Below are 21,999 nucleotides of genomic sequence, written 5' to 3'. Positions count from 1 at the left end.
GGCGGTTCAGGCCAACTCCCCTGTCATTTCGGATGGTTCGGCGATGGCCCGGGCGGACTAACCCGAATGGGCCAATCGGGTCAGGCGGCCGGAGCGGCCAGTGAGGGCGGGACCGGCGGTGTCGCGGGGGTGAGCCGGTGGGTCATCACGGGCAGCAGTTCGGAGACCGGATGCGGTCGGTACGCGGCGATGCCGGGCGGGGCCGGTGCCAGGGGCACCAGGAGGTCCTCGCCCGCGGGCAGGCCGGCGGAGGCGTCGGCGCCGACCGCACCGTGGAGCCACAGCGTCAGCATGTAAAGCTCCGGTACGGACAGCAGTCGCGGCTGGTAGGCCTTGCCGAGCGATTCCGCCTGGCGCAGGGCGCGTTCGGTGGCCGCGACGTAGGGGCCCTCGAAGAAGTGGGAGAAGGTCCAGCCGTCCGGGGTCAGGCGGGTGTCGGCCGCGGCGACGAACCGGTCGCCGCTGCGGATGAGGAACCGCCAGCCGGTGAGCCGGGTGCGCGGCGGCCTGCCGCCGGCCGCCAGATTGGACATGCCCAGCCGGTCGAGGACGTGGACCGGCAGGGGGAGTTCGGCAGTCATCGGCCCTTGGAGCGCGCGCAGGGCGGGAGTGTGCGCCTCGTTGACCGCGGTGGGGGAACCGAGAGCCGCGAGGACACTGCGCAGGGCGGACGCGGGAGCCGGAGGGACGTGCAGCGGCATGGTGGGTCGCCTCTCACTTGGGAGACCTGTGGAAGGGGGAGGTGCGGACGGCGCTGTCGCATTCTGGGGCCAGAGGGGGGCTGAGGGGCAATGGCCGCGCGCCAACTCTCTGCCTCGTTTGCGGAGTTTATACGACATGTGTTCACGCAGTGTTTCGGCTAGCTGTCCCGCCTATTGCCGACAAGGCGCTTACCGGTCCCGCTGACATGGCATTCATGCCGGATGGGCGCGAACATGTCGCGCCTGACCTCGGAGGTTACCGGACGGGGGCCCGGCTGAAAAGCGTCGGTTATCCCGAACAGGCAAAGGCGAGGGGGAATTTGCACAAGTCGGCTTGCCAGGTGAATGTGCCGGAGCGCCCTTCGGCCAAACCGGCGCGCGCTCCGCGCAGTGCACGCCCCCCGGGCGTTATGGATCACGCTGCCGGGGCATCATCGACCGTAACGCGCGCCTGGGTGCCCAGGGCCAGGCCCAGTCGAGGAGGGACGCTTCGATGGGGGAGAAGGTCGTGGCAGGCGGATTCGACCTGTCCGATCGGCAGAGGTATCGAAGGAAGCTCCACGAGTGTCTGGAGGGACTGGAGCGACTTCTGGCGGAGGGGAGGTTCGATCGCCCGAAGAACATGATGGGACTGGAGATCGAGTTGAATCTCGCCGGTGCCGACGGGCTGCCGAGAATGGTGAATGCGGAGGTGCTGGAGCGGATTGCGAGCACGGATTTCCAGACCGAACTGGGAATGTTCAACCTGGAGGTGAACGTCCTCCCGCACAGGCTCGGCGGCCGCGTATTCGACCGGCTCGCCGAGGAACTCGGTGCGGGGCTGGGCTACGCCCACCGGCAGGCCGCGGAGATCGACGCCGGGGTGGTGATGATCGGAATTCTGCCGACGATCTCGCGCGGTGACCTGGTCGCCGCCAACCTGTCGGCGGTGGACCGGTACTCGCTGCTGAACGAACAGATCCTGATGATGCGCGGCGAGGACTTCACGCTCGACATCGAGGGGGTCGAGCGGCTGACCTGGACCTCCGGGTCGATCGTGCCGGAGGCCGCCTGCACTTCCGTACAACTGCACCTCCAGGTCACGCCGGCCCGGTTCTCGGACGTGTGGAACGCCGCTCAGGCGGTGGCGGCCGTCCAGATAGCCGTCGGCGCGAACTCTCCCTTCCTGTTCGGGCGCGAGCTGTGGCGGGAGTCGAGGCCGCCGCTGTTCACGCAGGCCACCGACACCAGGCCGGTCGAGCTCCAGGCCCAGGGGGTGCGCCCGCGCACCTGGTTCGGGGAGCGGTGGGTGGACTCGGCGTACGAACTCTTCGCCGAGAACGTCCGCTACTTCCCCTCCCTGCTGCCGATCTGCGACGAGGAGGAGCCGCTGCGGGTGCTGGACGAGGGCGGGGTGCCGCGGTTGCAGGAACTCGTCCTGCACAACGGCACCGTCTACCGCTGGAACCGGCCCGTGTACGGGGTCGCGGAGGGGGTGCCGCACCTGAGGGTGGAGAACCGGGTGCTGCCGGCCGGGCCCACCGTCGCCGACGTCGTCGCCAACGCCGCCTTCTACTACGGGCTCGTACGCACCCTGGCGGACGACCCGCGCCCGGTGTGGACCAGGCTGCCCTTCGCCGAGGCGGAGGCCAACTTCGACGCGGCCTGCCGATACGGGATCGAGGCGCGGGTGCGGTGGCCGCGCCGGGGCCGGGCCGGGGGGCTGGTGAGCGTACCGGCGGTGCGGCTGGTGCTGGACGAACTGCTGCCGATGGCGGCGGCCGGCCTCGACGCCTGGGGAATCGAACCCGCGGACCGGGACCACTACCTCGGCATCATCGAGGAGCGCTGCCGCCGGCGGGTGAACGGGGCGACCTGGCAGGTGGACACCTACCACCAGGCCCTGGCGGCCGGGCTGGAGCGGGACGAGGCGCTGGCCGCGACCACCCGGCGCTACAGCGAGCTGATGCACAAGGGCGATCCCGTGCACACCTGGCCGGTGGGGTTGGGGGGTGAGGGCCCGGCCTGACCCGTCGCCCCGCCCGGGTCCCGTGATCCCGTTCCGCCGCCGAGGGGGCAGTATGGGGTGGTCGGAACAGCGCGGCAGCGCGGCAGGGTGGCTGGGACGGGAGTCGGGCGTGCGGGTGGAGCCGGAGCCGGTGGACGTGGAACTGGGCGGAGAGGGGCGGCGCGGCCTCCTGAGGACCGAGACGCTGCTCGTCCTCGCCCTGTCCCTGGGGGCGAGCGCCTTCTCCTCGCTGATCAGCTTCATCGGCTCGCTCACCAAGCCCGGCGGGCTCAAGGACCAGGCCGCCACGCTCAACGCCTCCCATGCCCCGGGCCGGCCCTGGCTGGACCTGGCATGGCAGCTCTTCGGGATCGCGACCGCGCTGGTCCCCGTACTGCTCGTGGCCCACTTCCTGACGCGCGAGGGCGTGCCCGGGCTGCGGGTGCTCGGCTTCGACCGCACCCGGCCCTGGTGGGACCTGGGCCGGGGCGCGCTCGTCGCGGCGGGGATCGGCAGTGCGGGGCTCGCCTTCTACCTGGCGGCGCGGGCGAGCGGGGCCAACCTCACGGTGGTGCCGGAGGCGCTGCCCGACGTGTGGTGGAAGTTCCCCGTGCTGATCCTCTCCGCGGTACAGAACGCCGTGGTGGAGGAGGTCATCGTGCTGGCCTACCTGCTGCGCAGACTCGGGCAGCTGGGCTGGTCGCCGATGGCCGCGCTGCTCGCCAGCTCGGTGCTGCGCGGCTCGTACCACCTCTATCAGGGCATCGGCGGCTTCATCGGCAACATGGTGATGGGCGTCGTCTTCGTGCTCGCCTACCGCCGCTGGGGGCGGGTGGGGCCGCTCGTCGTCGCGCACGCGCTGCTCGACATCGTGGCCTTCGGCGGGTACGCCCTCCTCGCGGGCAAGGTGGGCTGGCTGCCGACGCCCTGACCCCACGCCCTGACCCGGTGCTCTGACCCCACGCCCTGACCCGGCCTCCTGACCTGGCGGGGGCCACCCGATCGGCCCTGCCGGGCGGGGGCGGACGCGGCAGCGGTGCGACGCTGAAGGGGGAGCGAGGAGGCGCGCGCGGTGGCTGTACTGGACTCCGTGGTGCAGTTCGCGCCGTTCTTCGTGCCGGTGGTCACCGGCCTGGTGGGCGGGATCAGCCTCCTCATCCGCGACCGTCGCGAGGCGCGCAGCAGCGACCACCACTACCGCAGACGACTGGAGAAGGCCCAGCTGGAGATCCAGTTCCTCAGCGGCTGGATCCAGGCCAAGGAACTGGCGCCGACCGACGCCCCGCCACCGGATCCGGCCCCGGGGCAGTGGCTGGACGAGTGCTACGCGTCGGTGCGGCGGGCCAAGGAGGACACCGGTGGCCGCCACCGGACGGGGCCGGTCTCGCTGCGGCGGCTCCTGCTGCTGGGGGAGGTGAGCGGCCCGGCGAAGACCGTGCGGGTCGTCTACTGGATCTCCCTCGCCCTGTTCAACGGGGCGCTCGCGTGGTGGGTGAACGCGCTCGTCGCCGGCGTGCCCGGCTTCGTGCACCAGGAGGGCGCCTCCGAGTCCGAGGAGATCGCCTCCTATCTGGGTTTGGCGGGCGTCTTCTTCGTCGTGTCGGCCGTCCTGTGGGTGTGGACGGTGCACCTGGGCGCGGCGGAGCCGGCGCAGGTCTATCGCAAGCGGATCGACTCGGCGGCCTGGATCGCGAACGAGGACGCGCGGCGGCGAGCCGCTCGCACGAAGGCGGAGGCGAAAGCGCGCCGGAAGGGCCGATCGAAGGGCTGACCGGGCCCGGTCGGTCGGGACCGGCCCGGTTCGGTGCCCCTCGTCACTCCGTACGGTCGGCCTCGGGCGCCGTGAGCGGGGCCGCGAGGAGCTCGCCGTCGAGGACGGTGACCGCGTGGCCGGTCAGCAGGGTGCGCTCTCCGGCCAGCGTGACCTTGACCAGCCCCTGGCGGGCGCCGCCCTGGAGGCCGGTCAGCTCGTCCCGGCCCAGGCGCTGCGCCCAGAACGGGGCGAGCGCGGTGTGGGCGCTGCCGGTCACCGGGTCCTCGTCGATCCCGAAGGCGGGGAAGAAGCCCCGCGAGACGAAGTCGTAGCCGCGCGAGGGGTCCTCGGCGGGGGCGGTGACGATCACCCCGCGCTTGGCGAAGGCGCGCAGGGCGGCGTGGTCCGGCTCCAGTTCGCGCACGGTCTGCTCGTCGGCGAGCTCGATCAGCAGGTCGCCGATGTGCGAGGCGGTGTCGTGCACGGAGAGGATCGGGGCGCCGCCGAGCGCGTGGTCGACGGCGGTCGGCGCCGGGACGGGCGTCAGGGAGGACGTCGGGAAGTCGAGGGTGATGCCGCCGTCCTCGGCCGTCTCGGCGGTGAGGATGCCGCAGCGGGCGGTGAAGCGGACCAGTCCCTTGGCGAGCCCGCTCGTGGCCAGTACGTGCGCCGTGGCGAGCGTGGCGTGCCCGCACATGTCGACCTCCGCGGCCGGGGTGAACCAGCGCAGCGCCCAGTCGGCGTCGCCGCCGGGCGGCAGGGGGTGGGCGAAGGCGGTCTCGGAGAGGTTCATCTCCGCGGCGACCTGCTGGAGCCAGGCGTCCGGCGGGAACCCGCCGTCGAGGATCAGGACTCCGGCGGGGTTCCCGTGGAAGGGACGGTCGGTGAAGGCGTCGACGATTCGGATGCGCATGCCCAGACCGTAGGACGGATCCTTGATCACCGACAAAGGCCAATGCGGGGTGTCTGGCCTGGTGTCGCGCGAGCGCCGACCGGGGCCGACCGGAGCCGGCCTTTCCGGCACCGGCCCCGGCCCGGCCCGCGAACTGCTCCGCCCCGGGGGCCGGCCCTCGTGCTGCCCGGTTGCTGTTCGGTGAGAAAGGTTCCGATATATCGTTGACGCATCGCGATCGGTCACCGATAGTGGAGACATCGGGGAACCGATGAACCGATGTGAACCACTACGAAGTGACGGAAGGAGCGCAGTCATGCGTTCACGTGGACAGCACGAACACGGGCACGGACACGAGCACGGACGGGGCCACGGCCACTGCGGGCCCGATCGTCGGGAGGAGTTCAGGGGGCTGCGCGCCGCCTTCGGCCCGTTCGGGCCTCCCTTCGGCGGCGGACCCTTCGGTGGACGCGGCGGTCGCGGCGGGCCGCGCGGCAGGGCTCGGCGCGGAGACGTACGCGCCTCGATCCTGGCGCTGCTCGCCGACCGGTCGATGCACGGCTACGAGATGATCCAGGAGATCGGCGAGCGCAGCGGCGGGGCGTGGAAGCCCAGCCCCGGCTCGGTCTACCCGACCCTCCAACTGCTGGAGGACGAGGGCCTGATCGTCAGCGAGAGCGAGGGCGGCAAGAAGCTGTTCACGCTCACCGACGCCGGCCGCACCGAGGCCGAGGCCGGCCCCGACGCCCCCTGGGCGGACGCCGGGCGGGGTTTCGACTTCGAGGCGATGCAGGAGATCCGGACGGCCGGGTTCGGCCTGATGGAGGCCTTCGGGCAGGTCTTCAAGACCGGCTCGCCCGAACAGCGGGAGAAGGCCCTCGCCGTCATCAACGACGCCCGCAAGAAGCTCTACCTGATCCTGGCCGACGAGCACTGAGCCGGTCGGGTCCAGGAGGAAACGGAGCGCCCCGCGAGTCCTCTCGCGGGGCGCTCCGTCGTGCGGTCCGGCGGTCGGGTCAGACGACCAGGCCGGCCAGCTTGCGCAGGGATTCGTTCAGCGCGGCGGTCGCCGAGTCCTTGAGCTTGCCCGCCATCAGCGAGACCGCGGCGCCCGTGAACTCGCCGTCGATGCGGACGGTGGTGGCCCCGCCGTCCGGGATCAGCGTGTACCGGGTGAGCACGGCCACGCCCATCGGCCCCTTGCCCGTGATGGCGAAGACGCGCTCGTCCTCCAGCTCGGAGACGGTCCAGACGACCTCGGCCGGGAAGCCCATCATCTTCATGTTCTCGGCGAAGGTGGATCCGACCGCGAGGGTCTCGGGTCCGCCCTTCGGGAAGTTCGTGTGGGTCATGCTCCACTGGCCGTACGCGTCCCAGTCCGTCAGCTGGGACCAGACCTTCGCGGCGGACGCCTCGATGCGTGATTCCGCGGTGACTTCAGCCATGCGACCACCCCTTCTCGTCGGGTACGTGCGGCGGAACGTAGCCCCGGCGGGCGGAACATTCAATACTGACGACCTGTCAGAAATCGGCGGGGCGGGCGGCCCGAGCGGAGGCCGGGGTATCGACTGCGTCTCAACAGGTGTCATGCTCGTGACGCTCCTGACCGGCCCTGTCATGATGGCCCGATGCAAGCGTCAGGGAAGAACGCCGGACTGGGCCTCGCCCTCGTCTCGGCGGTTGCGTTCGGTGGTTCCGGGGTGGCGGCGAAGCCGCTGATCGAGGCGGGTCTGGACCCCCTCCAGATGGTCTGGCTCAGGGTGGCCGGGGCGGCGCTCGTGCTGTCCCCGCTGGCCTGGCGCCATCGCGGCCTGGTGCGGCGCAAGCCCGCGCTGCTCGCCGGCTTCGGCCTGGTCGCCGTCGCGGGCGTACAGGCCTTCTACTTCGCCTCGCTGTCCCGGATTCCCGTCGGCGTGGCCCTGCTCCTGGAGTACCTGGGCCCGGCGCTGCTGCTCGGCTACATCCGCTTCGTCCAGCGCAAGCCCGTGACGCGGGGCGCCGCCGCCGGCGCGGCCGTGGCCGTCGTGGGGCTCGCCTGCGTGGTCGAGATCTGGGCAGGGTTGCGGCTCGACCTGCTCGGCGTGGTCTTCGGCCTCTGCGCGGCCCTGTGCCAGGCCTCCTACTTCGTCTTCGCCGACCAGGGTTCCGACGGGGAGGACGCCCCGGACCCGCTCGGCGTGACCGCGTACGGCCTGGTCGTGGGTGCCCTCGTCATGACCGTGATCGCCCGCCCGTGGGAGATCGACTGGCAGGTGCTGGGCGGCGACGCGGCCCTGGGCGACCTCATGGTGCCCGCCGGGGTGCTGCTCGGCTGGGTGGTGCTGATCGCGACCGTCTTCGCGTACCTGACCGGCGTCGTCTCCGTGCGCAGGCTCTCGCCCCAGATCGCGGGCGTGGTGGCCTTCCTGGAGGCCGTCGTCGCCACCGTGCTGGCCTGGATCCTGCTCGGCGAGCACCTCTCCACCTGGCAGATCGTCGGCGGTGGGCTGGTGCTGGGCGGTGCGTTCATCGCGCAGTCCTCGCGACAGGCGCCGCCGGAGGTGCCGGACGTGCCGGCCGAGCCCGAACCGGTCCTGCTGGACCGCGAGACCACGACGGCCTAGGGTGATGCGCATGTATTCGACCGTGCTTTCGCCGCCCGCCGCCTAGGCGCGGGCCGCACTTTCACGCAACCGAGCGCCCGGGGGTTCCCGGGCCGGTGAGCGCTGCCCGCGAAGCGATGACCTGCTCTTCTCATCCTTCACGCATGCGCGGAGAACCACGTGTCGAACCATTCGCCCGCCACCGGGCGCAGTCTGCTGTACCTCGTCATCGCCGGAGCCGCCTGGGGCACCGCCGGGGCGGCCGCCTCCCTCCTCTTCCTGGCCAGTGACCTCGGCCCGCTCGCCCTGTCCTTCTGGCGGTGCGCGGGCGGGCTCGTGGTGCTGCTCGCGGTGCTCGCCGTACGCGGGCGCCGCCGGGCGGACGACGGGCGGGCGCGGCCGTCCAAGGCCTCGCTGATCGGGACCGGGCTGCTGTTCACCCTCTTCCAGGCCGCCTACTTCGCCGCCGTGCGCGAGACCGGCCTCGCGGTCGGCACCGTCGTCACCCTCGGCGCCGGGCCCGTGCTCATCGCGCTCGGGGCCCGGTACTGGACGGGCGAGCGGCTCGGCCGCGCCGGCCTGACCGCGGTCTGCGGGGCCCTCGCCGGGCTGGCCGTCCTCGTGCTGGGCAGCGGGGGCGGCGAGGTGCGGCCGCTCGGTGTCGGCTGGGCGCTGCTCTCCGCCGCCGGGTACGCGGCCATGACCCTGCGGGCCCGCCGGCTCGGGCAGCGCGGGGCGGGCGGGGACCCCCTGGTGACCACCGCCTGGTCGGTCGCGGTGGGCGCGGTCGCCCTGCTGCCGCTCGCCTGGGCGGAGGGGCTGCTGCCGCACACCGCCGAACCGGCACGGGTGCTCGGGCTGCTGGCGTACGTCGCCCTCGTCCCGACGGCGCTCGCGTACGTCCTCTACTTCACGGGCGCGGCCGCGGTGCGGGCCGCGACCGTGTCCGTGATCATGCTGATCGAGCCGGTGAGCGCGGCCGCCATCGCCGTCCTGGTGCTGGGGGAGCGGCTGACCGGTGCCGTGGTGCTGGGGACCGTACTGCTGCTGACGGCGGTGGGGGCGCTGATCGCGGCGGAAGCGCGCCGTCCGGCGGCCGGGCCCGGGCCGGTGGCGGCCGGGCCCGCCGCGGTGCGGGAGCGTCCTCAGAGCGCGGTGATGTAGTCCGGGACGGCGATGCCGGGGGCCAGGTCCGCGGCGGGCACGGGGACTCCGTACGCCGGTGCGACGGGGACCACGCCCGTCCAGTACGGCAGGCCCAGGTCCTCGGCGTCGTCGTTCGGGCCGCCGGTGCGGAGCTTCGCGGACACCTCCTCCAGATCCAGGCGGATCACGGCCGTGGCGGCGAGTTCCTTCGCGTTGGCGGGCCGGGAGTCGGCGGAGCGGCCCGGTACGACGTGGTCGACGAGGGCGTCCAGGGCGAGCCGGCGCTCCGCCTCGTCGGTGACCTGGTAGGCGGTGCCGTGGGCCACCACCGAGCGGTAGTTGAGCGAGTGGTGGAAGGCCGAGCGGGCCAGTACCAGGCCGTCGACGTGGGTCACCGTCACGCAGACGGCGAGACCCGGGTCGGGCTTGCCCGCCGCGAGCAGCGGGCGGGAGCCGGTGGAGCCGTGTACGTAGAGGACCTCGCCGACGCGGGCGAAGAGCGTGGGGAGGACCACCGGGGCGCCGTCGCGGACGAAGCCGAGGTGGCAGATGTAGGCCTGGTCGAGTATCGAGTGCACCGTCTCGCGGTCGTAGCGCGCCCGGTCGCGGGAGCGGGTGGGCACGGTGCGGTCGGTGGGTTCGTACGCCGTCTCAGTGGCGGGGGTCGTGGTCATCGTGCGCGCTCCGTTGTACTAGTGCATAATTGTCTTTGTGCTAGGAGATTATCGGATCGAAGGGCGCCGCGCATCGGATATCGCGGCCAGTGTCGAAGCGGGCGTGGGATCGGGCGCGCTCCCGCCCGGATCGCCGTTGCCGCCGATGCGGGAGCTGGCGGGCGAGTTGGGGGTGAACCCGAACACCGTCGCGGCCGCGTACCGGACGCTGCGCGAGCGCGGGGTCATCGAGACCGACGGGCGGCGCGGCAGCCGAGTGCGGGCCCGCCCGTCGAGCGCGCCCCGCGACGCGGCCCCGATGGCGGTGCCGGAGGGCGTACGGGACCTCGGCTCGGGCAACCCGGACGTGTCGCTGCTCCCCGCCCTGGACGGGGCCCTGGCCTTCGCCGCCCGGCGGTACGCGCAGGCGCCGACCCTCTACGGGGACGATCCGCTGCTGCCGGAGCTCGAACGGATGGCCCGGGCGGACCTCGACGCGGACGGGGTTCCCGCGGGTCCGGTGGCGGTGACCTCGGGTGCGCTGGACGCGATCGAACGGGTCCTGGCCGCGCATCTGCGGCCGGGGGACGCGGTGGCGGTCGAGGACCCGGGGTGGGGGAGCGTGTTGGACCTGGTCGCGGCCCTCGGACTGCGGGTGCTGCCGGTGGCCGTCGACGACGACGGCCCCGAGGTGGACGCGGTGGCGCGGGCGCTGGCGGCCGGGGCGCGAGCCCTGCTGGTCACACCGCGGGCGCAGAACCCGACCGGGGCGGTGCTGAGCGCGGAGCGGGCGGCGCAGCTGCGGGCGCTGGTGGCGGGCCATCCGGAGGTGCTGGCGATCGACGACGACCACGGCCACGGGATCGTGGACCGGCCGCTCCATTCCCTGGGCGGGGTGACCCGGCACTGGGCGCTGACTCGGTCCGCCGCGAAGGCGTACGGGCCGGACCTGCGGTTGGCGGTGCTCACGGGTGACGCGGTGACGCTGGACCGGGTCCGCGGGCGGCAGCGGCTCGGCCCGGGGTGGGTGAGCCGGCTGCTCCAGTACGCCGTGGTGGAGCTGTGGACCTCGGGGGCCGTGGACCGTGCGGCGGTGTCCCGGGCCTACGACGAGCGGCGGAACGCGGTGATCGCGGCGCTGCGGGAGCGGGGGGTGCCGGCGCACGGGCGGAGCGGCCTGAACGTGTGGGTGCCGCTGGTCGGGGTCGGCGAGACCGCGGTGGTGGCGGGGCTGTTGGCCGCGGGGTGGGCGGTGGCGCCGGGCTCCCGCTACCGGGTGGAGTCGGGCCCGGGCATCCGCGTGACCGTCTCGACGCTGGTCCCGGCCGACATCCCGGCCCTGGCGGACGCGGTGGCCGCGGCGGTCCGCCCGTCGGGGGGCGGCCGCTCGGTCTGAACCCGACCCGCGGGCCCCACCCGCCGCGTCCGGAGCGGTGCCCCGGCGCGGCGGGCCGGACGGACCAAGGGCCGCGGGGTCAGAGGAGTTCGATGACGCCGCCCAGCGTGAGGACGGCCCCGCACAGGGCCAAGACCGCGCCCCCGGCGCGGAAGAGGCCGGCCGGGGCGCGTTGCGGCGCCGAACCGAGGTCCCCCCGGGAGTGCCTGCGCAGTTCCGCGTTGGCCTCCGCCCGGCGGGCCAGGGACGTGGCCGATCCCCGGACGTTCAGTGCGAGCCGGCCGCCACCGACGAGGGTGATCGGTCCGGCGGTCAGAAGGACGATGGCCAAGTTCAAAAGGTGCCCCCCGGGCGGTGTGATGATCGCCCGGACGGTACCAGGGGTCACGCGGTCCGACGGGCCCCGGGGCGGGTCTGGGTGAGGGCGGCGCCCGCCAGGATGATCGCGGCGCCGACCGGGGTGTTCCAGTGGAGCTGCTCGCCGAGGACCAGGACGCCCGCCGTCGTGGCCACGACCGGGATGAAGTACGTGACCATCTGCGCGGTGGTCGGGCCGACCTCCGTCACCAGGCCGTACTGCATCTGCAGGGCCATGCCCGTCCCGAGGGCGCCCAGGGCGATCACCGACAGGGTCGGCCAGAGCGGGAAGGACGTCGGGGCGCTGGTGAACAGGGAGCTGACCAGGGCGAGCTGGAGGGTGGAGAGCATCAGCTGGCCACCCGTCATGGCCACCGGGGAGCCCGGAGTCCCGGCCAGGGTGCGGCGGACGTAGATCCAGCCGATGGGGTAGCAGAGCGCGGCCAGCAGGGCGAACGCGGTGCCCTTGGCGTCGACCCCCGCGAAGCCCTGCCAGGCGCCCAGGACCGTGAGGACGCCCAGGAAGCCCAGCCCCAGCCCCGCGAAGCGGTGCCGTGTCGGGCGGTCCTCGGACAGCGCGACCAGCGACAGCGCCATGCCCCACAGCGGGGAGGTGGCGTTGCAGATGCCGGCCAGGCTCGACGGGATGCTCAGCTCCGCGTACGCGAAGAGCGAGAACGGGGCCGTGTTGAGCAGGAGCGCCGCCACGGTGAGGTGCCCCCAGGTGCGCAGCCCCCGGGGGAGCGGCTCCCGGCGCACCAGCAGGACCGCGAGGAGGGCGAGCGCGCCGAACAGGACCCGGCCCAGCGCCACCTGGAACGGCGCGTAGGCCTCCGTACCCACCTTGATCAGGAGGAAGCTGAAGCCCCAGATGACGGACAGGATCGCGAAGCGGACCCGCCAGTCGAGGAGCCGGCCCCGGCGAACGGCGCTGGTGGCGGTGGCCGCGGTGGTCGGGAGGGTGGGCCGCGGGGCGGTGGGTGCGCTCATGGCACTTACTGTGCGCGTCTCGACTTCGTAGGACAAGCGAGACTTCCTGGGGGTGACGCCGTAGCATCGCTTACATGTTGAACCTGGAGCGCCTGCGCACCCTCGACGCCCTCGCCCGCCACGGCTCGGTCAGCGGCGCGGCCGACGGGCTCCACGTCACCACCTCCGCCGTCTCCCAGCAGATGGCCAAGTTGGAACGGGAGATCGGCCAGCCGCTGCTCGCCAAGAACGGCCGCGGGGTGCGGCTCACCGACGCCGGGCGATTGCTCGCCGACCACGCGGCGCGGATCATCTCCCAGGTGGAGCTCGCCCAGGCGGATGTCGAGGCCCAGCGGGGCTGCGCGGTCGGCGAACTGCGGATCGGCGCCTTCCCGACCGCCATGCGCGGTCTGCTGCCCCAGGTGCTGTCCGCCCTGCGCCAGGGCCATCCGGAGCTGCGGGTCCGGGTGCGCGAGCAGGAACCGGAGGAGAGCATGACGGCGGTCGTGCGCGGGGACCTCGACATGGCCCTCGCCATCGACTGGCACAACAAGCGCATGCCGGTTCCCGCCGAGCTGACCCGGGTCCACCTGCTCGACGACTCCGTAGACATCGCCGTCCCGGCGGACCACCGGCTCGCCGGCCGGGACAAGATCTCCCTGGCCGAATTCGCCGAGGACGACTGGATCTCCTGGAACGAGGGCCAGTTCTGCCACGAGTGGCTGGTATTCACCCTCCGCGGCACGGGGATCGAGCCGCGCATCGCGCACATCGCCGAGGAGCACCACACCCAGCTCGCCTTCGTGGAGGCCGGGCTCGGCGTGTGCGTCGCGCCGAAGCTGGGTCGTGGTCCGGTGCCGCCCGGGGTCCGGCTGCTGCCTGTCTGCGACACCGTACGCCGCCACGTGTACGCGGTGTGGCGGGCGGACGCCGACCGGCGGCCCTCCATCCGGGCCGCCGTGGACGCCCTGCGGGAGGTGGCCGCCGGAATCCGGTAGCCCGCTCCGCGCCCTACAGCTTGCGGAAGTCCCAGGAGACGACCGACTCCGGGGTGAGGCGGATCCAGGCGTGCCGGCCGTCGTGCGGCATCTGCTCGATGCCGAAGTTCTTGACCGGAAAGATCTGCTCTACCTCCGCCAGCTCCGGGCAGGGCTCGCCGGTGCGCGGGGCCTCGCCCACGAAGACGGCGGTGCCGGACAGTTCCACCCCGCGCAGTTCGTCGTACGCCTCGCCCGAGTCCACGACCACCGAGATCCGGGGGTCCTTGCGCAGGTCGGACCAGCGCCGGCTGCGCGTGATCGAGTACAGCCACAGCGAGGTGCCGTCCCAGGCGAACCAGAGGGCCCCCACGTGCGGGCGGCCGTCCGGTGAGACCGTGGCCACCCGGCAGGTGCGCTGCTCGCGGAGGAAGGCGTCCACCTCCGCGTCGCTCATCATGATGCGGCGCCCCCGCCGCTGTGCCGTTGCCGAGCGTGCCTCGTCCATCCGTCCCGCACCCCTTCACATCTGACTGTGTGTCAGGAATCATGCGGGCTGTCGGGTCGTCACGCCAGGGGGAGCCATGCAGGAACTCGATCCCGCCACCACCGCACTGCTCACCGTCGAGTGCCAGAACGGGGTGGTCGGCGAGGAGAGCGCGCTGCCCGAACTCGCCAAAGAGGCGCGGGACTCCGGAACGCTGGAGCGGGTGGCCGCACTGGTCGACGCCGCGCGCGGGGCCGGTGTACAGGTGCTGCACGCCGTGGCCGAGCGGCGGCCGGACGGACGCGGGGCCAACACCAACGCACGGCTGTTCCGGGCGGCCGGGAAGCTGCCCGTCCGCCAGTTGACCGGAAGTCGGGCCGTGGAGGTCGCGGCCCCGATCACCGTGGCCGAACAGGACCTGGTGGTCCGCCGGCTCCACGGCCTCTCCCCGATGGCGGGAACCGACCTCGACGCGCTGCTGCGCAACCTCGGCGTCCGTACGCTCGTCGTCACCGGGGTCTCCTCCAACATCGCCATCCCCAACACCGTCTTCGACGCCGTGAACCTCGGCTACCAGGTGGTCGTCCCGTCCGACGCCATCGCCGGCGTGCCCGCCTCCTGCACGGCGGAGGTGATCCGCAACTCCCTCGGGCTGGTCGCGGCCATCACCACCACCGAGGCGCTCCTTATGCAGTGGGCTCCGCCGAGCTGACCCCCGTAACCTGGACGAATGCTGTCCGAAGTGATCGCGACCCGTTACGTCACGCCGCTGCGTGAGGGCGGTTCGCTCCCAGGAATCGTCGAGGCCGATGACCTCGGCACGTACGTCATGAAGTTCACCGGCGCCGGCCAGGGCCGCAAGACCCTGGTCGCCGAGGTCATCTGCGGGCGGCTCGCCCAGCGGCTGGGCCTGCGGGTACCGCGGCTGGTGCAGATGCAGCTCGACCCCGTCATCGGGCTCGCCGAGCCCGACCAGGAGGTCCAGGAGCTGCTGAAGGCCAGCGGCGGGCTCAACCTCGGCATGGACTACCTGCCCGGATCGATCGGCTTCGACCCGCTCGCGTACCAGGTGGACCCGGTCGAGGCGGGGCGCGTGGTCTGGTTCGACGCCCTGATCAACAACGTCGACCGGTCCTGGCGCAATCCCAACATGCTGGTCTGGCACGGGGACCTGTGGCTCATCGACCACGGCGCCACCATGATCTGGCAGCACAACTGGCCCACCGCCGCGGCCGCGGCCGCCAAGCCGTACAACGCCTCGGACCACGTGCTCGCCCCCGTGGGCCCGGACATCGCGAGCGCCGCGGCCGCGCTCGCCCCGCTGGTCACCGAGGAACTGCTCACCGAGGTCGCGGCCGACGTCCCGGACGAATGGCTCGTCGACGAGCCCGGCTTCGACACCACGGACGAGCTGCGCCGCGCCTATGTGGAGGCACTGCTGCCGCGCGCGGCCACGATCCACGAGAGGATCTCGATGGAGGCCGAGGTGAAGGCCCCGCAGAAGCCGCCGGGCTGGCTCACCGACCACCTGGCGGAATGGCCCCACAAGACCAAGAAGAAGAGCGGCGACGAGTGACCAAGCGGGACGTGTTCGAGTACGCGCTGGTGCGTGTGGTGCCCCGGATGGAACGGGGCGAGTGTTTCAACGCCGGCGTGATCGTCTACTGCCGGGCGCACGCGTACGTCGCCGCGCGCACCCACCTCGACGAGGCGAAGCTGCTCGCCCTGGACCCCGGGGCCGATGTGGCCGGGGTGCGGGCGGCGCTGCGCGGCGTGGAAGGGGTGTGCACGGGGGGCACCGCGGCGGGGCAGGCCGCCGGGGACGACGCCGGGCGGCGGTTCCGCTGGCTGATCGCGCCGCGGAGCACTGTCGTGCAGCCGGGGCCCGTGCACACCGGGCTGACGGCCGATCCCGCCGCGGAGGTGGAGCGGCTGCTGGACCTGCTGGTGCGCTGATCCCCCCGGGAGGGCCGTCGACCTTCGGGTGCGGCGCCGTTGCCGGGGGCTCCGCCCCCGGGCCCCCGCGCCTCGAACGCCGGCGGGGCCGGATTTCTCCCCGCCGGGGCTGGATTCCTCCCCGGTGGGAGTGGGATCGGCCCCGGCGGGCTGCCGTTGACAGCGTGGCGCTGCGGCTCCTAGCGTCTCCTCAGCTGAAGCTACTAAGCGGTTGCTCACCTCTGGGCGGCCGTCTCTCAAGGGCGAGGAGATCCAGCATGTCCACCACCGAGCAGCGCGTCGCGATCGTGACCGGGGCGGCCCGGGGCATCGGCGCCGCCACCGCCGTACGCCTGGCCGCCGAGGGTCGGGCGGTCGCCGTACTCGACCTCGACGAGGCTGCCTGCAAGGACACCGTCGAGGCCATCACGGCGGCCGGCGGCAAGGCCATCGCCGTCGGCTGCGACGTCTCGGACGGCGCGCAGGTGGAGGCGGCGGTCGAGCGCGTCGCGAGCACGCTCGGCGCTCCGACCGTGCTGGTCAACAACGCGGGCGTGCTGCGCGACAACCTGCTGTTCAAGATGGGCGAGTCCGACTGGGACACCGTCATGAACGTGCACCTGCGCGGGGCGTTCCTGATGTCGAAGGCCTGTCAGAAGTACATGGTCGAGGCCAAGTTCGGACGCATCGTCAACCTCTCCAGCAGCTCGGCCCTCGGCAACCGCGGCCAGGCCAACTACTCGGCCGCCAAGGCCGGTCTGCAGGGCTTCACCAAGACCCTGGCCATCGAGCTCGGCAAGTTCGGCGTCACCGCCAACGCCGTCGCCCCCGGTTTCATCGCCACCGAGATGACCGCGCAGACCGCCGCCCGAGTCGGCATGGGCTTCGAGGACTTCAAGGCCGCCGCCGCCACCCAGATCCCCGTCCAGCGCGTCGGCACCCCCGACGACATCGCCAACGCCATCGCCTTCTTCACGGGCGAGGCGGCCGGCTTCGTCTCCGGCCAGGTCCTGTACGTGGCCGGCGGCCCGCTCAACTGACGGTCCACGAGAGGCAGGGGCGTACGACATGACGTACGAAGGAACGGACAGCGGCAAGGTCGCGCTGATCACCGGTGCGAGCCGGGGCATCGGCTACGGCGTCGCCGAGGCGCTGGTCGCCCGCGGGGACCGGCTGTGCATCACCGGGCGCAACGAGGACGCCCTCAAGGAGGCCGTCGAGCGGCTCGGCGCCGACCGGGTCATCGGGGTCGCGGGCAAGGCGCACGACGAGGAGCACCAGGCCGTCGCCGTCGAGCGGACGATGGAGGCGTTCGGCCGGGTCGACTTCCTGGTGAACAACGCCGGCACCAATCCGGTCTTCGGGCCCATCGCGGACCTGGACCTCGGGGTCGCGCGCAAGGTCTTCGAGACCAACGTGATCTCGGCGCTCGGTTTCGCGCAGCGGACCTGGCACGCCTGGCAGAAGGACAACGGCGGCGCGATCGTGAACATCGCCTCCATCGCCGGCGTCTCCGCCTCGCCCTTCATCGGGGCGTACGGGATGAGCAAGGCGGCGATGATCAACCTGACCCTCCAGCTCGCCCACGAGATGGCGCCCGGGGTCCGGGTCAACGCGATCGCGCCCGCGGTGGTCAAGACCAAGTTCGCGCAGGCTCTCTACGAGGGCCGCGAGCAGGAGGCCGCGGCCGCCTATCCGCTGGGTCGGCTCGGGGTTCCGGCGGACATCGGAGGGGCCGCGGCCTTTCTTACATCTGCACAAGCGGAATGGATCACAGGGCAAACTCTGGTCGTAGACGGGGGAATGTTCCTGAATGCCGGAGTGCACTGATCGATAACCGGACACATTCCCTTCCTTAAGGGAGGTGAATGTGTCACGAATATGCACGGAACCGGTCATGTGCCCCACGAAACCTGTCCATTGGATTCGTGGGGCACTGCGGTAAGGTCTGCCGCACCCTGGCTGATCGAGGAGCGTGCACGTGTTCATCCGGACCAGATGTCTGCAGATCACTGCGGCCCTTGCGTCCATATCCCTGCTCGCCGGATGCGGCCTGCTCTCGGACGACAAGGGCGACGACGCCAAGCGCATCGTCGTCGGCACTACCAGCGCCCCGAGCACCCTCGACCCCGCCGCGGCGTGGGACGGCTCCTGGGAGCTCTACCGGAACGTCTACCAGACCCTGGTGGCCTTCCCGACGGGCTCCACCAAGCCCCAGCCGGACGCCGCCCAGAGCTGCGAGTTCACGGACGCGGCGAACCAGGCGTACCGGTGCGTCCTGCGCAAGGGCCTGAAGTTCTCCAACGGCGAGGTGCTCGACGCCAAGGCCGTCAAGCACTCCCTGGACCGGATCAGGACTATCGGCTCCTCGACGGGCCCCAAGGACCTCTTCGGGGCGCTCGACAAGATCGAGACCCCGGACGCGCTGACGGTCGTCTTCCACCTGAACACCTCGGACGCCACGTTCCCGTTCGTCCTCGGCTCGCCGGCCGCCTCGCTGGTCGCGCCCAAGGAGTACCCCGCGGACAAGGTCCGCGACGACGGCAAGATCGTCGGCTCCGGCCCGTACGTGCTCGAGTCGTACAAGGAGGGCGGCGAGGCCGTCCTCAACCGCAACGAGAACTACAACGGTTTCGCCAACCGCAAGAACGCCGGCGTGACCATCCGCTACTTCAAGGAATCCCCGAAGATGATCTCCGCCCTCAAGGGCAAGGAGATCGACGCGATCTACCGAGGTCTGTCGGCCCCCGAGATCCTGGACCTCCAGACCCCCGCGTCGCACGGGCAGGGCGTCGGGGTCGTGGAGAACGTCGGCTCCGAGATCCGGTACCTCGTCTTCAACCCCAAGGACCCGGCGGTCGCCAAGGCCCCGGTCCGCCAGGCCATCGCCCAGGTGATCGACCGCGGCGCGCTCGTCTCCAAGGTCTACCAGGGCACCGCCGAGCCGCTGTACTCGATGGTCCCCAAGGGGGTCGTGGGCCACAAGACGCCCTTCTACGACAAGTTCGGCCAGCCGGACGTGGCCAAGGCCAAGAAGATCCTCAGGGACGCCGGGATCAACCAGGCCGTCGACCTGACCTTCTGGTACACCACCGACCGCTACGGCGCCTCGACCGCCGACGAGTTCACCGAGCTCAAGCGCCAGCTGGACGAGAGCCTGCTCTTCAAGGTCACCCTGCGCAGCGCGCCCTGGAAGGAATTCCAGAAGAGCTACAAGAACCAGGAGTACCCCGTCTTCGGCCGAGGTTGGTTCCCCGACTTCCCGGACCCGGACAACTTCATCGCGCCGTTCGTCGGCAAGGAGAACGCGGTCGGCACCCCGTACGAGCCCGCCGAGATCCTGAACGACCTGCTGCCCAAGTCCCGCCGCGAGGGCGACCGCTCGGCCGGAATCCAGCAGTTCGAGAAGGCGCAGCAGGTCTTCGCCGAAGACGTCCGGCTGCTGCCCCTGTGGCAGGGCAAGCTGTACGTCGCCGCCCGGGAGGACATCGCGGGCGCCGAGCGGGCCCTGGACCCGCAGACCGTCATGCAGATGTGGGAGTTCTACCGCAAGACCAGTTGGTAGCAAGGCCGCACGCGTCGGCCGCCGGGAAGGGCGGCCGACGCGTTGTCAGTGGCGCCCGGTAGGTTCTTGATCTGTCGCAAGAACTTGTACCGGAGGTTGTGCCGTGACCCAGATGCTGCCCGAGTCCTGGCTTCCCGTCCTCGGCGGGGAGCTGGACCAGCCCTACTTCAAAGAGCTCACCGAGTTCGTCGAGAAGGAGCGGGCGAACGGGCCGGTCTACCCGCCCCGTGAGCAGGTGCTCGCGGCCCTGGAGGCCACTCCCTTCGACCAGGTGAAGGTGCTGGTCCTCGGCCAGGACCCGTACCACGGCGCCGGCCAGGGCCACGGCCTGTGCTTCTCCGTGCAGCCCGGCGTGAAGACCCCGCCCTCGCTGCGCAACATCTACAAGGAGATGAAGGAGGAGCTCGGCCTCCCCGTCCCCGACAACGGTTACCTGATGCCGTGGGCCGCGCAGGGCGTCCTGCTGCTCAACGCGGTGCTCACGGTCCGCGAGGCCGAGCCCAATTCGCACAAGGGCAAGGGCTGGGAGAAGTTCACCGACGCGGTGATCCGCGCGGTGTCCGACCGCCCGGACCCGGCCGTCTTCGTGCTGTGGGGCGCCTACGCCCAGAAGAAGATCCCGCTGATCGACGAAGAGCGCCACGTGGTCGTCAAGGGCGCCCACCCGTCCCCGCTGTCGGCGAAGAAGTTCTTCGGCTCCCGCCCCTTCACGCAGATCAACGAGGCCGTCGCCGCCCAGGGGCATGAGCCGATCGACTGGCGGATCCCGGACCTCGGCTGACGCCACACCGCGCCGCGCCTCGGCGCCATTGCCGGTGCCTCCGGCTAGCTTCTTGATGATCAGACCGGAGCAGGTCTGGCGGAGTGAGCCGGAGGCCGCGGTGACGGAGCAGCAGGAGGCGTCGGAGGACGCCGTCATGACCAGGATCGGCCAGGCGGCCATCCTGCTGCACGCCGGGGACCGCGAGGAGGCACGCAACCGGCTCGGCGACATCTGGACCGAGCTCGGGGCGGAGGGCGACTCCCTCCACCGGTGCACCCTCGCGCACTACATGGCCGACGCCCAGGACGATCCCGCGGACGCGCTGGCCTGGGACCTCAGGGCGCTGTCCGCCGCCGAGGCGCTGGGGGACGGGCCGCTGATGCCCCGGGGTTTCTACCCGTCCCTGCACCTGAGCCTCGCCGACGACTACGTGAAGCTGGGGCGGCCCGAGGCGGCCAGGGCGCACCTGTCCCGGGCCCGGGCGGCGGCCGCCGCGCTGCCCGACGACGAGTACGGGAACGGCGTACGGGGCGCCATGCTCCGGTTGGAGCGGCGCCTGGCCGCCGAGCCGGGCACCCCGCCCCGGCCGTTCCCCGAGCAGTACCCGTAGAGCAGACCTCGCAGGTCCCTCAGCCGCCGTGGACGCCCGCGCAGATGCGGGCCTCCGGGCTGTCCGGCCGCCAGTGACCGTGCCGGCGGCCCAGCGCGCACACGTCGGCCGGCCGCACCGGCAGTTCCCGCATCAGCTCCCGTTCCGCCTTCGCGTCGGGCCGCGCGGCCCCCGGACGCCCGCCCTCCCCGTGCCCGCGGGCGGCCTCGGCGGGCTTGCGCGGCTCGGGGATGTCCGGGACGGGCGCCGGAGCCTGGACGCTCCGCTGCGGAGCCGCCGGGGCGGTGGCGGGGGCGGAGGTCGCGGGCGGCGGCGCCGCCCCGGGGGCCGCCTTGAGCGCCTCCAGCGCGGGCGCCTGGACGACCACCGGGGAGGCTCCGGGCCCGCCGCGCGGCTCGTGGTGCGGCGCCGGCCCCGCCGAGGGGCCGACGGCCGGGGTCACGGGCGCGGGGCCCACCTTCACACAGCCGGAGACGGCCGAGACGGCACAGGCGACTCCGAGCAGCAACGTTGTCGTGGTTCGGGTTGGATGCACTCGCGCAACTCTGCTCGGACGGACGCCGCGTTGGGAAACCCGGAGGCCATATTCACCCCGCACGGGTGACGGGGCGCGGGCCAACCGAACCCCGTCCGCCGACCGGCGGCTATTCGCCCGTGGCGCCGTCGAGGTGCTCGCGCAGCAGATCCGCGTGGCCGTTGTGGCGCGCGTACTCCTCGATCATGTGGGTGTAGACCCAGCGCAGGCTGAACACCTCGCCCCGGTGGTGGCTCTCCGGCTTCGAGCGCAGGTCGAGCGAGCGGCCCGCGGCGGCCTTCCGGGCCAGGTCGACCTCGGCCCGCCACACCCGCTCGGCCTCGGCCCAGGTGTCCCCGTCGGTGAAGTGGAAGTCGCCGTCCACGTCCTCCCGGGTGACGTACAGCTCGGGGAGGTCCTCGCCCAGCATGACCTCCCGGAACCAGTACCGCTCCACCTCCGCCAGGTGCCGTACGAGCCCCAGCAGGCTCAGTTCGGACGGGGCGAGCGGAGTACCGCGCAACTGCTCCTCGTCGAGCCCCTCGCACTTCCAGGCGAGGGTGGAGCGGTGGTAGTCGAGCCAGCCGTCCAACATCTCCCGCTCGTCGGCGGTGGTGGAGGGCTCTTCGCGATGGGATCCGGAGGTGATCGGCATGAGGAACATCCTCGGTGAACGTGCCCGCCGCCACCAGGGATTCGCGCCCGCCTCCTC

25 protein-coding genes are annotated in these 21,999 nt (G+C 72.2%); 16 read left to right on the top strand and 9 right to left on the bottom strand.

Translation table 11 applies throughout. The features are described 5' to 3' along the window. Window positions 1-80: 80 nt before the first annotated feature. A complete protein-coding gene (locus ACFYYJ_RS38935) occupies window positions 81-701 on the bottom strand; it encodes a hypothetical protein (protein WP_385128360.1) in 621 nt (206 codons plus the stop codon). Window positions 702-1,194: 493 nt separating this feature from the next. On the opposite strand from ACFYYJ_RS38935, the gene ACFYYJ_RS38930 reads away from it, so the two are divergent. The 3 genes from ACFYYJ_RS38930 to ACFYYJ_RS38920 all read left to right on the top strand — a co-directional run bounded on the left by ACFYYJ_RS38930 (window position 1,195) and on the right by ACFYYJ_RS38920 (window position 4,459). Beyond that, a complete protein-coding gene (locus ACFYYJ_RS38930) occupies window positions 1,195-2,709 on the top strand; it encodes a glutamate-cysteine ligase family protein (protein WP_389139361.1) in 1,515 nt (504 codons plus the stop codon). 52 nt (window positions 2,710-2,761) lie between these two features. Further along, window positions 2,762-3,619, top strand: a complete 858-nt coding sequence (locus tag ACFYYJ_RS38925) for a CPBP family intramembrane glutamic endopeptidase (RefSeq protein WP_389139359.1) — start codon at window positions 2,762-2,764, stop codon at window positions 3,617-3,619. A 141-nt stretch (window positions 3,620-3,760) separates the two neighbouring features. Beyond that, complete coding sequence (locus tag ACFYYJ_RS38920; protein WP_389139357.1) at window positions 3,761-4,459, top strand: hypothetical protein; 699 nt, start codon at window positions 3,761-3,763, stop codon at window positions 4,457-4,459. Between the two features lie 43 nt (window positions 4,460-4,502). Here the strand turns inward: ACFYYJ_RS38920 and ACFYYJ_RS38915 are convergent, their stop codons facing one another. Then, entirely contained in the window at window positions 4,503-5,354 is an 852-nt protein-coding gene (locus ACFYYJ_RS38915; RefSeq protein ID WP_389139355.1) for a PhzF family phenazine biosynthesis protein, read from the bottom strand. Window positions 5,355-5,649: 295 nt separating this feature from the next. Here ACFYYJ_RS38915 and ACFYYJ_RS38910 point away from each other — a divergent pair, with 295 nt between their 5' ends. Then, complete coding sequence (locus ACFYYJ_RS38910; RefSeq protein ID WP_389139353.1) at window positions 5,650-6,270, top strand: PadR family transcriptional regulator; 621 nt, start codon at window positions 5,650-5,652, stop codon at window positions 6,268-6,270. A 79-nt stretch (window positions 6,271-6,349) separates the two neighbouring features. Here ACFYYJ_RS38910 and ACFYYJ_RS38905 read toward each other — a convergent pair whose 3' ends face one another. Beyond that, window positions 6,350-6,778 carry an SRPBCC family protein gene (locus tag ACFYYJ_RS38905; RefSeq protein ID WP_384581928.1) on the bottom strand — a complete coding sequence of 143 codons (429 nt, stop codon included), beginning with the start codon at window positions 6,776-6,778 and terminating at the stop codon, window positions 6,350-6,352. Window positions 6,779-6,961: 183 nt separating this feature from the next. On the opposite strand from ACFYYJ_RS38905, the gene ACFYYJ_RS38900 reads away from it, so the two are divergent. Both ACFYYJ_RS38900 and ACFYYJ_RS38895 read left to right on the top strand, forming a co-directional pair. Continuing rightward, window positions 6,962-7,936 carry a DMT family transporter gene (locus ACFYYJ_RS38900; protein ID WP_385128355.1) on the top strand — a complete coding sequence of 325 codons (975 nt, stop codon included), beginning with the start codon at window positions 6,962-6,964 and terminating at the stop codon, window positions 7,934-7,936. Between the two features lie 159 nt (window positions 7,937-8,095). After that, entirely contained in the window at window positions 8,096-9,079 is a 984-nt protein-coding gene (locus ACFYYJ_RS38895; RefSeq protein ID WP_385128354.1) for a DMT family transporter, read from the top strand. On the opposite strand, the gene ACFYYJ_RS38890 is transcribed toward ACFYYJ_RS38895, so the two are convergent. Then, window positions 9,061-9,735, bottom strand: coding sequence for a pyridoxamine 5'-phosphate oxidase family protein (locus ACFYYJ_RS38890; protein ID WP_389139349.1), 675 nt, complete (start codon window positions 9,733-9,735; stop codon window positions 9,061-9,063). The two genes, ACFYYJ_RS38895 and ACFYYJ_RS38890, sit on opposite strands and share 19 nt — an antisense overlap. Before the next feature lie 37 nt (window positions 9,736-9,772). On the opposite strand from ACFYYJ_RS38890, the gene ACFYYJ_RS38885 reads away from it, so the two are divergent. Then, window positions 9,773-11,110, top strand: coding sequence for an aminotransferase class I/II-fold pyridoxal phosphate-dependent enzyme (locus ACFYYJ_RS38885; RefSeq protein ID WP_389139347.1), 1,338 nt, complete (start codon window positions 9,773-9,775; stop codon window positions 11,108-11,110). 79 nt (window positions 11,111-11,189) lie between these two features. Here the strand turns inward: ACFYYJ_RS38885 and ACFYYJ_RS38880 are convergent, their stop codons facing one another. Both ACFYYJ_RS38880 and ACFYYJ_RS38875 read right to left on the bottom strand, forming a co-directional pair. Next, window positions 11,190-11,441: a hypothetical protein gene (locus ACFYYJ_RS38880; protein ID WP_389139345.1), complete on the bottom strand. Its 252-nt coding sequence runs from the start codon at window positions 11,439-11,441 to the stop codon at window positions 11,190-11,192. A gap of 53 nt (window positions 11,442-11,494) precedes the next feature. Continuing rightward, window positions 11,495-12,457, bottom strand: a complete 963-nt coding sequence (locus tag ACFYYJ_RS38875) for a DMT family transporter (protein WP_389139342.1) — start codon at window positions 12,455-12,457, stop codon at window positions 11,495-11,497. Between the two features lie 74 nt (window positions 12,458-12,531). Here ACFYYJ_RS38875 and ACFYYJ_RS38870 point away from each other — a divergent pair, with 74 nt between their 5' ends. Further along, window positions 12,532-13,434, top strand: a complete 903-nt coding sequence (locus ACFYYJ_RS38870; RefSeq protein ID WP_385128349.1) for a LysR substrate-binding domain-containing protein — start codon at window positions 12,532-12,534, stop codon at window positions 13,432-13,434. A 13-nt stretch (window positions 13,435-13,447) separates the two neighbouring features. Here the strand turns inward: ACFYYJ_RS38870 and ACFYYJ_RS38865 are convergent, their stop codons facing one another. Next, complete coding sequence (locus tag ACFYYJ_RS38865) at window positions 13,448-13,921, bottom strand: pyridoxamine 5'-phosphate oxidase family protein (RefSeq protein ID WP_389139339.1); 474 nt, start codon at window positions 13,919-13,921, stop codon at window positions 13,448-13,450. A gap of 76 nt (window positions 13,922-13,997) precedes the next feature. On the opposite strand from ACFYYJ_RS38865, the gene ACFYYJ_RS38860 reads away from it, so the two are divergent. The 8 genes from ACFYYJ_RS38860 to ACFYYJ_RS38825 all read left to right on the top strand — a co-directional run bounded on the left by ACFYYJ_RS38860 (window position 13,998) and on the right by ACFYYJ_RS38825 (window position 20,773). Next, window positions 13,998-14,612 (top strand): cysteine hydrolase, encoded by a 615-nt coding sequence (locus tag ACFYYJ_RS38860; RefSeq protein ID WP_389139337.1) that lies wholly within the window; start codon window positions 13,998-14,000, stop codon window positions 14,610-14,612. 18 nt (window positions 14,613-14,630) lie between these two features. Then, complete coding sequence (locus tag ACFYYJ_RS38855) at window positions 14,631-15,476, top strand: HipA family kinase (protein WP_389139335.1); 846 nt, start codon at window positions 14,631-14,633, stop codon at window positions 15,474-15,476. After that, a complete protein-coding gene (locus tag ACFYYJ_RS38850) occupies window positions 15,473-15,856 on the top strand; it encodes a DUF3037 domain-containing protein (protein WP_385366087.1) in 384 nt (127 codons plus the stop codon). Before ACFYYJ_RS38855 ends, ACFYYJ_RS38850 begins: the two co-directional genes overlap by 4 nt. A gap of 257 nt (window positions 15,857-16,113) precedes the next feature. After that, a complete protein-coding gene (gene fabG / locus ACFYYJ_RS38845) occupies window positions 16,114-16,875 on the top strand; it encodes a 3-oxoacyl-ACP reductase FabG (RefSeq protein WP_385128346.1) in 762 nt (253 codons plus the stop codon). A gap of 28 nt (window positions 16,876-16,903) precedes the next feature. Then, window positions 16,904-17,665, top strand: coding sequence for an SDR family oxidoreductase (locus ACFYYJ_RS38840; protein ID WP_385128345.1), 762 nt, complete (start codon window positions 16,904-16,906; stop codon window positions 17,663-17,665). A 151-nt stretch (window positions 17,666-17,816) separates the two neighbouring features. After that, window positions 17,817-19,400: an ABC transporter substrate-binding protein gene (locus ACFYYJ_RS38835; protein WP_385363937.1), complete on the top strand. Its 1,584-nt coding sequence runs from the start codon at window positions 17,817-17,819 to the stop codon at window positions 19,398-19,400. A gap of 112 nt (window positions 19,401-19,512) precedes the next feature. Next, on the top strand, window positions 19,513-20,181 hold the full coding sequence (locus ACFYYJ_RS38830) for a uracil-DNA glycosylase (protein ID WP_389139376.1): 669 nt from the start codon (window positions 19,513-19,515) through the stop codon (window positions 20,179-20,181). Between the two features lie 100 nt (window positions 20,182-20,281). Continuing rightward, a complete protein-coding gene (locus ACFYYJ_RS38825) occupies window positions 20,282-20,773 on the top strand; it encodes a hypothetical protein (protein ID WP_385128372.1) in 492 nt (163 codons plus the stop codon). 19 nt (window positions 20,774-20,792) lie between these two features. Here ACFYYJ_RS38825 and ACFYYJ_RS38820 read toward each other — a convergent pair whose 3' ends face one another. Both ACFYYJ_RS38820 and ACFYYJ_RS38815 read right to left on the bottom strand, forming a co-directional pair. Beyond that, the gene (locus ACFYYJ_RS38820; RefSeq protein WP_389139331.1) at window positions 20,793-21,215 is read right to left on the bottom strand and encodes a hypothetical protein; all 423 of its coding nucleotides are present in this window, start codon (window positions 21,213-21,215) and stop codon (window positions 20,793-20,795) included. Between the two features lie 202 nt (window positions 21,216-21,417). Then, window positions 21,418-21,942: a DinB family protein gene (locus ACFYYJ_RS38815; protein WP_385363935.1), complete on the bottom strand. Its 525-nt coding sequence runs from the start codon at window positions 21,940-21,942 to the stop codon at window positions 21,418-21,420. Window positions 21,943-21,999 lie beyond the last annotated feature (57 nt).

It is taken from the genome of Streptomyces sp. NPDC002467 (genome assembly GCF_042889825.1).
Taxonomy (GTDB): domain Bacteria; phylum Actinomycetota; class Actinomycetes; order Streptomycetales; family Streptomycetaceae; genus Streptomyces.
This window is presented reverse-complemented; position numbering and strand designations above follow the sequence as displayed.

Bases quoted from the DNA above. Each gene is read 5' to 3' on its own strand.
- ACFYYJ_RS38935 (WP_385128360.1), bottom strand. From the start codon at position 701: ATGCCGCTGCACGTCCCTCCGGCTCCCGCGTCCGCCCTGCGCAGTGTC.
- ACFYYJ_RS38930 (WP_389139361.1), top strand. From the start codon at position 1,195: ATGGGGGAGAAGGTCGTGGCAGGCGGATTCGACCTGTCCGATCGGCAG.
- ACFYYJ_RS38925 (WP_389139359.1), top strand. From the start codon at position 2,762: ATGGGGTGGTCGGAACAGCGCGGCAGCGCGGCAGGGTGGCTGGGACGG.
- ACFYYJ_RS38915 (WP_389139355.1), bottom strand. From the start codon at position 5,354: ATGCGCATCCGAATCGTCGACGCCTTCACCGACCGTCCCTTCCACGGG.
- ACFYYJ_RS38910 (WP_389139353.1), top strand. From the start codon at position 5,650: ATGCGTTCACGTGGACAGCACGAACACGGGCACGGACACGAGCACGGA.
- ACFYYJ_RS38905 (WP_384581928.1), bottom strand. From the start codon at position 6,778: ATGGCTGAAGTCACCGCGGAATCACGCATCGAGGCGTCCGCCGCGAAG.
- ACFYYJ_RS38900 (WP_385128355.1), top strand. From the start codon at position 6,962: ATGCAAGCGTCAGGGAAGAACGCCGGACTGGGCCTCGCCCTCGTCTCG.
- ACFYYJ_RS38890 (WP_389139349.1), bottom strand. From the start codon at position 9,735: ATGACCACGACCCCCGCCACTGAGACGGCGTACGAACCCACCGACCGC.
- ACFYYJ_RS38875 (WP_389139342.1), bottom strand. From the start codon at position 12,457: ATGAGCGCACCCACCGCCCCGCGGCCCACCCTCCCGACCACCGCGGCC.
- ACFYYJ_RS38870 (WP_385128349.1), top strand. From the start codon at position 12,532: ATGTTGAACCTGGAGCGCCTGCGCACCCTCGACGCCCTCGCCCGCCAC.
- ACFYYJ_RS38865 (WP_389139339.1), bottom strand. From the start codon at position 13,921: ATGGACGAGGCACGCTCGGCAACGGCACAGCGGCGGGGGCGCCGCATC.
- ACFYYJ_RS38860 (WP_389139337.1), top strand. From the start codon at position 13,998: ATGCAGGAACTCGATCCCGCCACCACCGCACTGCTCACCGTCGAGTGC.
- ACFYYJ_RS38855 (WP_389139335.1), top strand. From the start codon at position 14,631: ATGCTGTCCGAAGTGATCGCGACCCGTTACGTCACGCCGCTGCGTGAG.
- fabG (WP_385128346.1), top strand. From the start codon at position 16,114: ATGTCCACCACCGAGCAGCGCGTCGCGATCGTGACCGGGGCGGCCCGG.
- ACFYYJ_RS38840 (WP_385128345.1), top strand. From the start codon at position 16,904: ATGACGTACGAAGGAACGGACAGCGGCAAGGTCGCGCTGATCACCGGT.
- ACFYYJ_RS38830 (WP_389139376.1), top strand. From the start codon at position 19,513: ATGCTGCCCGAGTCCTGGCTTCCCGTCCTCGGCGGGGAGCTGGACCAG.
- ACFYYJ_RS38815 (WP_385363935.1), bottom strand. From the start codon at position 21,942: ATGCCGATCACCTCCGGATCCCATCGCGAAGAGCCCTCCACCACCGCC.